Genomic DNA, 12705 nt, shown 5'->3' on the forward strand with positions numbered 1-12705 from the left:
CTTGCTTCAATAATATAAAGTCATAGTCTTATTTTATCATAAGTAAGATGGATCAATTAATCCAAAAAAAAATAAAACAACGGAAGGTTTCCGCTGTTTTATTGAATCGTCTTTTTCGAGTGCTTCTTTTCAATGCGATCTTCAATTTTGGTCATCACCGAATCATCTTTTAAAATTTCAGACTTATTTTGTGAAACAAGATCTTTAAATGAAAAGCGTCGTCTACTCATCCTATCACCGTCCTTTACTCCATTATATAGTATTAATATTGACAAAAGGTGAATCATTTATTACAAAAGTTTGAATATTATTGATGAATTTCTTCCCATTCCCGTTTTAGAATACGGAAGATGTCCAAATCAACGTAACGCTCGCCCCATCGTTCCCATTCCTGTAATGTTCCTTCTTTTGTCAATGGGGCATATTTTAATAAAGCTTGCGCAGCGATATTATCCTTAATCATCATAGCTGTGATACGATTTAATCTTAATTGGTGAAAGCCAGCATTTAATAATCCCCTTAACGCTTCTTTGCCAATCCCTTTTTGCCAGTGTTTCCGCAATAATTCACCGCCGATCTCGGCCTTATTGGCCGACCAATCGATTTTATGAAAGCCGCCTGTACCATAGAAAGCATCGGTATCTAAGTCCGTAATCGCCCAACGTATGGCAGATGGAAACGGTTGATATAAGCGATATTGGCGAATAAAATCATCGGCTTCAAATGTATTACCCATAATGGCACCACCGTCAAACATCATTGTATAAGGATCTGAAAATAATCGGTAAACATCTTCAGCATCTTTAGGATGAAGTCTGCGAAAAAACAATCGTTTTGTTGAAAATTCCGGAAATCGATGCGCCATCAACGGTCCCCCCTTTTCGTAAACTCCGTTATATTCTATTGAAGGGCGAAATGATTTGTTCCTAGAACGAAAAATCTCCGTTGCAGGCCAACGGAGAAAGCATGGAATGAACCAAGTATTATTCAATGTAATAATAGTACATATCTTTGCAGGCGGCGATTAATGCCTCTTTGGCTTTTCCGTGATAGCTTGAAGCGATCATATCAATGACCGGTTCAAGTCCTTCTTTTAAAGACAATCCTTTCAACAGCTGATTGAAGTAGTTGTGGGCATGGCTCGTTAACAAAGTACATGATGCTTCTAAAATCACACCATATTGGCTGTCAACTTCAGCCGTGACCGTTAGCGTCTCGTACACATCTCGGGCGGCCATCCCCTTAGGCAGTTTGGCATGGCCAGCTAGCATCAGTGTTTGTCCCATAGTGTCACTCCTTGCGAGCAGAGTCTTCACGAATTGATGATATCGTTGACGTGATGGATATATTGTCGGGATCAGTCATGATCTCAATTAAGGTCGGTTGATGTGATTGTGACAATGCGGTCAGCAGCGCTTCTCGGAAAGCACCGTTAGATGTCACCTTATGCGCCTGCCAGCCAATAGTACCCGCTAGACCGGTATAATTAACATCACTTAGTGACGTTCCAATCACACGTTCTGGAAAATGTTTTTCCTGGTGCATGCGAATCGTTCCATACATGGCGTTGTTAAAGACGAGTGCGATAATCGGAATGTTTTCCCTAAGGGCGGTTTCCATCTCTTGCATGGTCATCATAAACCCGCCATCCCCCGATAATGACACAACTGTCCGATCGGCTTGGCTTAATTTGGCACCAAGAGCCGCTGGTAACCCATAACCCATAGCTCCGGATGTCGATCCAATATAGGTGTTCGGCTGCTTGAAACGATAAAAGGCGTGCAGCCATCCAGCAAAATTGCCAGCATCATTAGTAATGATGGCATCATCCGGAAGGTATTGCTGTAATTGTTGCGTTATAATGTTCAAATCACAATAGTTCGCGCTTGGCTCATCACCCGATTCTGGTAATAAAGAGACTTGTTCATAGGCCGAATGGCATGATTCAAGCCATGATTGCCATGGAGCATGGATATGGCCTGTCATCTCTTGAATCAACGATTCTAAGCCTTTTTTGGCATCGGTAAGGACAACGACTTCGGGTGCATAGACTTTATGAATCACATCGGGTTCTATATCCATATGAATCAGACGTTGATCCGATCGAATCAGTGAATAATCCTGCGTTGTGACTTCAGATAGCCGCGTACCTAAAGCCAAAATCACATCAGCGTTCTGCACCGTTTTCACTATATTAGAATGGGTACCAAGTCCCAAGTGTCCAGCATAGTTCTGATGATCATTCGGGAACACATCATGTCTGCGGAAAGCTGTGAGCACGGGGATATGAAACTGATCCGAGAAGTTAAGTAGCGCTTGCTCGGCACCTGCCATTTTAATACCTCCGCCTGCAATAACAACCGGGCGCTTGGCGGCACGCAGTTGATCGCAAGCGGCTGTAATGGCTGCATCATCCGGTGAAGGAATGGCTACAGGCATTGATCGCCTTTCTGTGAAGGTGATATCACCTTTTAGAACATCTTCTGGAAGTGACACGACTACTGGACCAGGACGACCGCTCTTGGCAGTGAAGAAAGCCCGTCGTAGTAACTCAGGAACACGTTTGGGGTCACGGACTTCTACCGACCATTTAGAAATAGGTGCAAAAAAACGGTCTAAATCCACTTCCTGGAAGCCTTCCCTGCCCCGAAAACTGCTGTGCACCTGTCCAAGTAACACAACCATGGGTGTAGAATCTTGGTAAGCTGTGTGCACACCAATTGATAAATTACACGCTCCAACGCCCCGTGTTGCCATAACAACTCCAGGTTTCCCCTCATTTTTGGCATAAGCATCGGCCATAAATGCAGCGCCGCTTTCATGGCGGGTTGAAATCAATCGTATCGCATCATGCTGATACAAAGCATCGAGCAAAGGTAAATAGCTCTCCCCGGGGACACAAAAAGTGTTCCTAATTCCCTCTTCTTCTAATATTTTGACAATGGATGTCGCACTATTGATGAGCAAGGTCGTCACCCTCCTATAAATAGACTTGCATGCGCCTAACTGCTTCTCGCAAAAGATGCTCAGGAACAGACAGAGACATCCGAAAGTACCCCTCGCCATAGGTTCCGAATGCAACACCTGGCGTGACTACGACACCGGCTTCCTCCATCATGACTTCACTAAACCCGGCTGACGTATAGCCCTCTGGAACCCGTGCCCAAATAAAGATACTTCCCTTAGGTTTGCCAGCGTCAATGCCGATTTTCCTTAGACCTTCAATCAAAACATCGGCTCTTTGACTATATATATCATTACGATCATTTAGTGCCGATAAATCACTCGTCAATGCGGTTGCCGCCGCTTTTTGAATCGGTAAGAACTGTGAGGAGTCAAGGTTGCTTTTAACTGTTTTTAAAGTATTGATCAAATCGGCGTTACCGACAATATAACCGATTCGCCAACCGGTCATATTAAATCCCTTAGATAACGAACCAAATTCGACTACAGCGTCTTTTGCTCCATCTACTTGAAGAATACTAGGTGCCTGATACCCGTCATAAGTCACAAGATTATACGCCGAGTCATGAGCGAGAATGACATTTCTTTGCCTAAAAAACCGAACCGCATGAGCAAAAAAGTCCAAATCAACGGTTGCTCCTGTTGGATTTCCAGGATAATTTAAGAAAGCCAGTTTAACAGCTTTATAATTTTCCTCAGAAAGCTCAGCAAAATCAGGCTGGAATTCAAGGTCAGGCTTTAATGGCATTGAACGAACCTTGCCTCCTGCTAGATGGGTAGCCATTCGGTAAACCGGATAGCTCGGATCTGGAATCATCACCTCATCCCCACGATCAATCATAGAAAAAACGAAGTGTGCGACTCCCTCTTTTGATCCAATAAGAGCGAGTACTTCTGAATCGGGATCTAAATGAACGTGGAATTTTTTCTGATAAAAATCGGCGACCGCTTCTCTAAATTCCAAACATCCAGAGAAACCAGAGTATTTGTGATTTCCGGGCTGATCCAGTTCTTGTACTAGACGTTCCTTAATAAAGTCCGGCGTTGGCAAGTCGGGATCACCGATGCCCAAATCAAGCAAGTCATGGCCAGTTGCTTTTAGACGTTGTTTTTTACCATTAATCTTATCGAATAAATACGGTGGTAATTCATCCATGCGATCGGCAGTTTTGATATTCATAGCGTCACCACCTCGTTTCAATATATAAAATGACATTTTAATAATTGCACTATTTTCTATATTTATGCCTAGTTTAATTGAAAATGACCCGCCGAACAACATTTTATTTGTCAAGTTCTATTTCACCCAATGAAACATATAGTTGTTTGTAGGCTTTGACTAAATGATCGTTTGATAGGAGGATTTGTATGGTAACCGCTACACCCCAATATCTCAACTATATTAATGGGACTTGGAAACCGGCTCGTCTTGGTTCCTTTGTTGTCAACACCAATCCCGCAACAGGAGAAACCTTAGGACACGTGACCGTTTCGTCTGCACAAGAAGTCAGTGAAGCCGTGGGAGCTGCTAAAGACGCCCAAGTATCTTGGTGTAAAGTCCCTGCTCCCGTTCGCGGGGAGTATTTATATAAAATTGGTGAACTACTAAAACAACGGAAAGAACATCTGGCTCGAACATTGACAAGCGAAATGGGAAAAGTGATTGATGAAGCGCGGGGGGAGGTTCAAGAAGCCATTGATATGGCGTTTTTCATGGGCGGTGAGGGCCGACGTCTTGTCGGGCAAACCGTTCCTTCAGAACTTCCGAATAAGCATGCCATGAGCTTACGGGAGCCCGTTGGTGTCGCTGGTTTAATCACGCCATGGAATTTCCCCATTGCGATCGCCAGTTGGAAGACGTTGCCGGCGATTGTTAGTGGGAATACAGTTGTATGGAAGCCAGCTTCCGATACACCTGCCCTAGCTTATGAATTTGTAAAAATATTTGAAGAAGCAGGTCTACCAAAGGGTGTCGTCAATCTCGTCTATGGTTCTGGCGGAACAGTAGGTGAAGCTATGGTTGAACATCCCGATATCGATATCATTTCCTTTACTGGTTCCAGTGACACCGGCAGTCAAATTAACGCTCGTGCCGGTGAATTGTTCAAACGCGTATCTCTTGAGATGGGTGGTAAAAACGCGATTATTGTAATGAATGATGCCGATCTTGATCTTGCGGTTGACGGGATTATTTGGAGTGCTTATGGTACGACAGGCCAGCGTTGTACAGCATGTAGCCGCTTAATTGTCCATAAAAATGTGAAAGCTGCTATAGAAGAACGACTACTCGAGCGTATTAACCAGTTAACTTTAGGTGATGGCCTTGATGAAGCAGTAGACATTGGTCCTGTCGTGAATAGCGAAGCTTTACAACACATTAATGCTTATATGAACGTTGCCAAGAAAGACGGGGCAACCTTGCTTTGTGGCGGACATATTACAAGGGAAGGACCATTAGCGAATGGCCATTATTTCAAGCCTACCCTTTTCACTGATGTCACAAATGATATGCGTATCGCCCATGAAGAGATCTTCGGTCCCGTTTTATCTCTTATCCCGGTTAATGACCTTGATGAGGCGATTCAAGTCAATAATTCCGTCGATTATGGTCTCTCAAGTGCTATTTATACGAATGACACCAATAAGACGTTTAAAGCCATGCACGAGCTTAATTCCGGTCTTGTCTACATCAATGCCGGAACGATTGGTGCGGAAATCCATCTGCCATTTGGCGGGACAAAGGCAACTGGCAATGGTCATCGTGATTCCGGCATTGCCGCTTTAGATGTATTCGCTGAATGGAAAAGTGTATATATTGATTACAGTCAAAAACTGCAGCGTGCCCAAATCGATAACAACTAAGGGGGGTTCTCATGATGAAAGTGGCTGTATTAGGATCGGGTCTTATGGGAAAAGAGGCGGCTCGGGATCTTATTGATAGTGACGGTGTTGAAAGTGTTGTCCTTGCTGATATCGATCTAGATAAAACCAAAGAGGTTTGCCGCTCACTTAGCAGTTCCAAACTTAGCGCGGCTAAAATCAATGCGAAAGATGATGTAGCGCTTGCTGATTTTATGAAAGATTTTGATGTCGTTATTAACGCCCTATTCTATACATTTAATGAGACTGTTGCGAAGACAGCCATTAAGGTAGGTGTCAATGCCTGTGATCTGGGTGGTCATATCGGCCATGCTACTGACCATGTTTTGGCCATGCATGATGAAGCGCAAGCTGCTGGTGTCACTCTTATACCCGATCTGGGTGTTGCACCGGGAATGATTAATATATTATCCGGTTACGGGTATCAGCAACTTGATACGACTGAAACGATCAAACTAATGGTCGGCGGCATTCCTGTTCAGCCGGAACCACCATTTGAGTATAATCACGTATTCTCCATGGAGGGTGTGTTTGATCATTATACTGACCCCGCACTCATCATCCGTGATGGCAAAAAGTCGGAAGTCCCTTCACTTACTGAAATCGAAACAGTCCATTTTGCCCGCTTCGGCCCACTTGAGGCCTTTCATACATCGGGAGGAACGTCAACATTGTCGACGTCCTACCCTGATGTGAAAAACCTTGAATATAAAACAATTCGTTACCCCGGTCATGCCGAGAAGTTTCGACTGCTCGTTGACCTTGGTTTGACTAGGCGTGATCATATGGTGGATGTTGGTGATCAACAAGTTAATACGAGAGATGTACTGCTCGAAGTGCTTGATCCGATTGTAGAACTTGGTGATAAAGATGATGTCGTCTTATTACGTATCCTCGTTTCAGGCTATAAGAATGGGAAACCACAAACCTATCAATATGAAATGACAACCTTTAATGATCCAACGAATCATGTGACAGCTATGGCACGGTCGACGGCCTATACTATTTCTGCTGTTGCGCAAATGCTCGGGAATGAAACGATTGATAAGAAAGGAGTCTACCCGCCTGAGCAGATTGTTCCTGGTAAGACTTACATTGACGCAATGCGAAGCCGCGACGTCCATATTCATGAAACGGTCAAAGCAGAAAAGATGTGCATCCGCCCACAATAATGATCGACGCCCCCGGCCACGCTGGGGGCATTTGCCAGAAAGGATGATGAGGCATGAACCAGAGTGTAGGCAAAGCCTTGGATATATTAGAACTATTGAAAAAGCAAGCCAGCCAAACACCCCTTGCACTTAAAACCATCGCCGATCACTTGTCCATGCCTAAACCAACTGCTTATCGAATATTGCAAACGTTGGAGTCTCGAGGCTTTGTGACCAAAGACAAGCCATCCGACACGGCCGTTTATTATCGACTTGGATTAAAATTGCTAGAGCTTGGTACCATTGTATCCGAGCAGCTTGAATTAAGGTCCGTTGCCTTACCTTTCATGACGGACTTAAGAGATTCGATTAATGAGATTGTTCATCTTGTCATCCGAGATCAATTTGAAGGGGTCTATATTGAAAAAGTTGAAGGTGAACAGCCGTTAAGATTGCACACCAAAATCGGAAAACGTTCACCGCTTCACTTAGGCTCAGGCCCCAAGCTGTTATTAGCCATGCAAGAAGATAGCTTCATAGATGAATATATAAAGGCATTGAATCAAAATAATCTATGGGATTATCATCTCATGAATAAGCAGGAGATTTTAGGAGAACTACGCTCCATTAATGGACAAGGGTATGCGATTAGTAAAGGTGAACAAGATCCGGAGACAATTGGTTTATCCTATCCCATTTACGATCATACAGGCGCTGTTTTAGCTGCTTTGACCGTCAGTGGTCCCGCTATTCGTTTCTTTGGGGAACGCGGTCAATCGATTCAAAAGCAGACGGATCGGACCGCCCAGCGTATATCTGAAGTGCTAGGTTACAGAAAAGTTGATCCATCATAAAACAACGCGCTAAAGTTATGTGAGCGCGTTGTTTTTGCTTTTATTCACTTGGCCATGCCGGCAACATTCGCCGTAGCGGTTTATCTTGACGGAGCCCAAGAACGTAATCCGCTTGCATTAAAGTATGAATCTCCCGCGTCCCTTCATAGATTACAGGGGCTTTGGAGTTGCGGAGATGCCGCTCTACCGGATATTCATTCGAATAACCGTAAGCACCGTGAATTTGGACAGCATCATTTGCGGTTTCGTTGGCAAAATTGCAAGCTTGCCATTTTGCTAAGGAAGTTTCACGCGTATTTCGGACACCGGCGTTTTTCAACTCTCCAGCTCGATAGACGAGCAGTCTGGCCGTCACGAGTTTGGCCTCCATATTCGCAAGCATTTGTTTGACTAACTGGTGCCCACCAATGGGCCTTCCAAAGGTCTCCCGCTCATGGCAATAATTTGTACTGGCTTCCAGACAAGCGGAAATGATGCCACAGGCACCCGCCGCGACGGTAAAGCGACCATTGTCAAGTGCTGACATGGCAATTTTAAAACCTTCCCCTTCCTCGCCCAATAGATTCTCTTTTGGCACGCGCACATTGTCAAAGAAAATGGAACCGGTATTACCGGAACGTATGCCTAATTTGCCTTTAATGGGTTGAGACGAAAAACCCGGCATTGACCGTTCAACAATGAACGCAGAAATCCCTTTATGCTCTTTTGACTTATCCGTATAAGCAAATACAATAAAGTGATCAGCGAGGTCACTTAATGAAATCCACGTCTTCTCCCCATTTAATACGTAGTCATCACCATCTTTCGTTGCGGTTGTTTGCATCGCTTTGACATCGGATCCGGCATTGGGCTCTGTTAAACCATAAGCAGCCAGTTTGTCTCCCTTCGCTTGTGGCACTAAATATTTCTGTTTTTGCGCTTCTGTCCCCCATTGCAGCAATGTCATGCTGTTTAGCCCTGTATGAACGGATACGGCGGTTCGAAAAGCGGTATCTCCACGTTCAAGTTCTTCACAAACGATAGCTAGGGCATTGTAGTCCATGCCGCTGCCTCCATATTGTTCGGGGATACAAACCCCCATTAAATTTAATTCGGCCAGCCGTTTGTAGATATCAGTGTCAACTTGCCCCTCCTCATCCCATTTGCGAATATGTGGCATGATTTCGTCATCAACAAAAGAGCGCACCATCTTTTGCAGCATTTGTTGTTCATCAGAATACTCAAAATTCATCAGTCCATCTCCTTTTAATTAAATAATATTTTGTTGACGCAACTGGTTACATTGTTCTTGGGTATAACCCAAGGCCGTTAGAACTTCTTCTGTATGTTCACCAACCATTGGCGGATGCCGGCGGTAACTCACCGGTGTTTTGGATGTTCCAATTGGGCTCGCTGCTACCTGGAAAGTGCCTGCCGTTGGATGTTCCATGTCCACCGCTATACCTCTTTCCTGGGCATGGGGGTCGTTGAACACTTGATCCATAGAATAAATGGGACCACATGGAATACCCGCTTCTCGGCATACTTTTACCCAAAAGTCGGCTGGTTTTTCTATGAAACGAGCCGTGAGTTGTTGCTCTAACTCCACCTGGTGTTCGATTCTTGAAGGATTATCTTTAAATCGCTCATCATCCGCCAGTTCAGTTAATGCCATCACATCACACAATTGGTAAAACTGATGATTGTTTCCAACAGCGATAACAATCGGATTGTCCTGTGTTGAAAATGTCTGATACGGGGCAATGTTCGGATGCTTGTTACCAAGCCGTCCAGGGACTTGCCCAGAGATCAAGTAGTTACTGGTGACGTTAACAAGTGAACTGACAGCGCTATCAAAAAGTGAAATATCAATAAATTGTCCCTCGCCGGATCTTTGTCGTTCGATTAAAGCGGATTGAATAGCAATATTGGCATTTAGTCCTGTTAACACGTCCGTAATCGCAACACCGACTTTCATGGGACCAGATTCCTCCGTCCCCGTAATGCTCATGAATCCACTCATTGCTTGTATTAAAAAATCGTAACCAGGGAAATGTTTGTATGGTCCTGTCTGTCCAAAGCCTGAAATACTGCAATAAATAATGTGTGGATGTTCCTTTCGTATGGCTTCATAATCGAGTCCCCATTTTTCCATGCTGCCTGTTTTGAAATTATGGATCAGTACGTCACTCTGCTTAATCAGTTGTCTCAGAATGGTGCGGCCGTCGTCAGTTTGTAGATTGAGCGTTATTGCTCTTTTATTACGATTGGTGGAAAGATAATAAGCACTTTCCTCGTTTTGAAAGGGTGGGCCCCATGTTCGCGTATCATCACTGCCTCCAGGGGCTTCCACTTTAATGACTTCAGCACCTAAATCACCCAAGACCATAGTACAGTAAGGACCTGCAAGAACTCGGGATAAATCTAAGACGCGGATACCGGATAATGCACGATTTGACAAATGCTTGTCACCTCCAATTTTTTGCTTAAACATAAGCAACGCCAGTTAAACGGCATATAAAAAATATAAGTCGCTCAACTGGCATCCATGTCCGAAGCGCCAATGCGGGCTAACGCAACAGCTTTCGTTCTTTCAGCACTTTTTAATTATAATATCATTTATTATAAATTATTTAAAAAATTCCGTCAACACCTGTTTTCCTCTATTCATAACAAATTTGTTATAATTGTAGAGGTCCCTTCGACAAGGCGAATACTCGGGACAATATGAAAATGGAGGTTGCTTACATATGACCGAAAAAGTGAAACAATATCTTACCGATCACCGTGATCAACATTTACAAGAGTTATCATCGTTCTTAGCTCTACCAAGCATTAGTTCACTATCGGACCATACGGAAGATGTTAGAAAAACAGCCGAATGGGTGGCGTCATCTTTAAAGTCAGCTGGCCTAGAAAATGTCGAGGTGATGGAAACCGATCGTCATCCTGTCGTCTATGGTGATTGGCTGCATGCTGATGCCAAACAAACTATACTTATATACGGGCACTATGATGTCCAGCCGGTTGACCCCATTGATTTATGGAAAACGCCACCGTTTGAACCGGATATAAGAGACGGGAAAATATATGCCCGCGGCGCCACTGATGATAAAGGTCAAGTCTTCATGCATATCAAGGCCATAGAAGCGATTTTACAAACGACGGGGGAACTGCCTGTCAATGTTAAATTGATTATTGAAGGTGAAGAGGAAATTGGCAGCCCTAACTTAGATTCATTTGTGGAAGGCCATAAAGAACAACTTGCTTCCGATATTCTGCTCGTCTCAGATACACCAATGATAGACAAAGGACAACCCTCCATCTGTTATGGATTACGAGGTTTAACAGGTTTGGAAATTAATCTAAAAGGGCCGAATAGTGATCTGCACTCAGGTTTATATGGTGGTGCCGTCAAGAACACGGCCGAAGCTTTAGCTGAACTATTAGCAACGATGCATAACACTGAGGGTGAAATTACCGTTGATGGCTTTTACGATGATGTTCGTCCTCTTACCGATGAAGAAAAGCAAATGTATGAGGAACTATCAGAGGATGAACCGTTAAAGCAGCAGTTAGGCGTTCAAGATCTCCACGGAGAAGCAGGTTATTCGACTAACGCCCGTCTATGGGGACGTCCAACTCTTGAAATCAACGGTCTATACAGCGGTTTTCAAGGTGAAGGTATCAAAACCGTCATTCCATCCGAAGCGACAGCTAAGATCACGTGCCGCCTTGTTCCTGATCAAGACCCTGCTGACATTGCCGAAAAAATTCGCCAACACGTCAAACGGAATCTCCCAGTAGGCGTTACCGTTGAAACAACTTTATTTGATCAAGCCAAACCGTTTATCACACCGTATGATCATCCGGCGATTCAAGCCGCAGGTGCGGCCTTAGAACAAGCTTATGGCGAAGAAGCCACTTATGCGCGTATGGGTGGATCGATCCCCGTTGTTGAAACGTTCCATACACTGCTTGAACTGCCAGCCGTATTAATGGGCTTCGGCTTGCCGACGGAAAACTTCCATGCCCCTAATGAACACTTCCATTTGGAAAACTTTGATAAAGGTTCTGAAGCTTTAGTCGATTTCTTATTTAAGGTCTGATCCCTATCGGGGGTCAGACCCCTTTTATGACATCAAAGAAGTCGGCATAATTCGATAAATATTCATCAGCTTGCCCGTGCTCATTTTGAAATAAGCAAGTCTTGATGCCTAGAATATGAGCAGGTATGACGTCCAACTCTCGATCACCCACGGCCAAATCAAGAGAATATTTTTTATGTAAATAACGGTACGCGGCAGGATCAGGCTTACGCGGATAACCATCATCACCGCACACCCACTCTTCAAAGTACTTACTCATTCCATGGTGTTCAATTATTCGCCCCACGACTTCTCTTTCTTTGTGCGTCATGATGACATTTGTCGTTTGTTGCAGAACATCCTTAATGTACGGAAAAGGTCCCATATTTCCGGGTGAAAGCTCGTCCTCTTTTTGTCTAAATTGATTCATTTGCTCTGGCGTTATCCCAAAATATTCAATCGCATGACCAAAAGAGACCTTCAGTTGAGCATAAATCTCTTCTTCAGCATAAGCCTCTTCCAATACGTCTCGCATCAATTTGGTATAAACCGGATATGTATCAAATAGTGTACCGTCAAAGTCCCATAAAATCTTCATGGTATGCCCCCTTCTTTTCATACTATTTTACTACTTCAATTGAGTTAGAGCCAGGTCTCTCTCAACCTATTGTTGATAATTATCTTTGGTAGAACCCAGAAAATGTGATAAAATTTTTCTGTCACAAGTCAATGCAGTGGTTTATTGGAGATCAATGTGGGGTAACTGCCTCCAATAATAGTCCTTTCGCC

The 12705-nt window shown here is 44.0% G+C and carries 12 protein-coding genes; 4 read left to right on the top strand and 8 right to left on the bottom strand.

The window, feature by feature from the left end; all coding sequences use genetic code 11:
- Nucleotides 1-98: 98 nt before the first annotated feature.
- From B9Y89_RS13915 to B9Y89_RS13935, 5 genes are all read right to left on the bottom strand, one after another.
- The gene (locus B9Y89_RS13915) at nucleotides 99-230 is read right to left on the bottom strand and encodes an FbpB family small basic protein (RefSeq protein ID WP_085523801.1); all 132 of its coding nucleotides are present in this window, start codon (nucleotides 228-230) and stop codon (nucleotides 99-101) included.
- A gap of 77 nt (nucleotides 231-307) precedes the next feature.
- A complete protein-coding gene (locus B9Y89_RS13920; RefSeq protein ID WP_085523802.1) occupies nucleotides 308-865 on the bottom strand; it encodes a GNAT family N-acetyltransferase in 558 nt (185 codons plus the stop codon).
- 118 nt (nucleotides 866-983) lie between these two features.
- Nucleotides 984-1286 carry a DUF3870 domain-containing protein gene (locus B9Y89_RS13925; protein ID WP_085523803.1) on the bottom strand — a complete coding sequence of 101 codons (303 nt, stop codon included), beginning with the start codon at nucleotides 1284-1286 and terminating at the stop codon, nucleotides 984-986.
- A 4-nt stretch (nucleotides 1287-1290) separates the two neighbouring features.
- Nucleotides 1291-2976, bottom strand: coding sequence for a thiamine pyrophosphate-dependent enzyme (locus tag B9Y89_RS13930; protein WP_254901260.1), 1686 nt, complete (start codon nucleotides 2974-2976; stop codon nucleotides 1291-1293).
- 4 nt (nucleotides 2977-2980) lie between these two features.
- Nucleotides 2981-4144: an LL-diaminopimelate aminotransferase gene (locus tag B9Y89_RS13935; protein ID WP_085524750.1), complete on the bottom strand. Its 1164-nt coding sequence runs from the start codon at nucleotides 4142-4144 to the stop codon at nucleotides 2981-2983.
- 188 nt (nucleotides 4145-4332) lie between these two features.
- On the opposite strand from B9Y89_RS13935, the gene B9Y89_RS13940 reads away from it, so the two are divergent.
- Genes B9Y89_RS13940 through B9Y89_RS13950 form a run of 3 tightly spaced genes read left to right on the top strand, consistent with a single transcriptional unit; the run spans nucleotide 4333 to nucleotide 7849 of the window.
- Nucleotides 4333-5826, top strand: a complete 1494-nt coding sequence (locus tag B9Y89_RS13940) for an aldehyde dehydrogenase family protein (protein ID WP_085523805.1) — start codon at nucleotides 4333-4335, stop codon at nucleotides 5824-5826.
- Between the two features lie 14 nt (nucleotides 5827-5840).
- Entirely contained in the window at nucleotides 5841-7016 is a 1176-nt protein-coding gene (locus B9Y89_RS13945) for a saccharopine dehydrogenase family protein (RefSeq protein ID WP_085524751.1), read from the top strand.
- Between the two features lie 53 nt (nucleotides 7017-7069).
- A complete protein-coding gene (locus B9Y89_RS13950; protein ID WP_085523806.1) occupies nucleotides 7070-7849 on the top strand; it encodes an IclR family transcriptional regulator in 780 nt (259 codons plus the stop codon).
- 40 nt (nucleotides 7850-7889) lie between these two features.
- Here the strand turns inward: B9Y89_RS13950 and B9Y89_RS13955 are convergent, their stop codons facing one another.
- Together B9Y89_RS13955 and B9Y89_RS13960 are read right to left on the bottom strand one after the other, a co-directional pair.
- Nucleotides 7890-9080 (bottom strand): acyl-CoA dehydrogenase family protein, encoded by a 1191-nt coding sequence (locus B9Y89_RS13955; protein WP_085523807.1) that lies wholly within the window; start codon nucleotides 9078-9080, stop codon nucleotides 7890-7892.
- Nucleotides 9081-9098: 18 nt separating this feature from the next.
- Nucleotides 9099-10289, bottom strand: a complete 1191-nt coding sequence (locus tag B9Y89_RS13960; RefSeq protein ID WP_441351491.1) for a CaiB/BaiF CoA transferase family protein — start codon at nucleotides 10287-10289, stop codon at nucleotides 9099-9101.
- A gap of 289 nt (nucleotides 10290-10578) precedes the next feature.
- On the opposite strand from B9Y89_RS13960, the gene B9Y89_RS13965 reads away from it, so the two are divergent.
- Complete coding sequence (locus B9Y89_RS13965) at nucleotides 10579-11937, top strand: dipeptidase (protein WP_085523809.1); 1359 nt, start codon at nucleotides 10579-10581, stop codon at nucleotides 11935-11937.
- Between the two features lie 13 nt (nucleotides 11938-11950).
- Here the strand turns inward: B9Y89_RS13965 and B9Y89_RS13970 are convergent, their stop codons facing one another.
- Nucleotides 11951-12514, bottom strand: coding sequence for an HAD-IA family hydrolase (locus B9Y89_RS13970; protein WP_085523810.1), 564 nt, complete (start codon nucleotides 12512-12514; stop codon nucleotides 11951-11953).
- Between the last annotated feature and the right edge of the window lie 191 nt (nucleotides 12515-12705).

Source organism: Tuberibacillus sp. Marseille-P3662 (assembly GCF_900178005.1).
Taxonomy (GTDB): domain Bacteria; phylum Bacillota; class Bacilli; order Bacillales; family Sporolactobacillaceae; genus Marseille-P3662.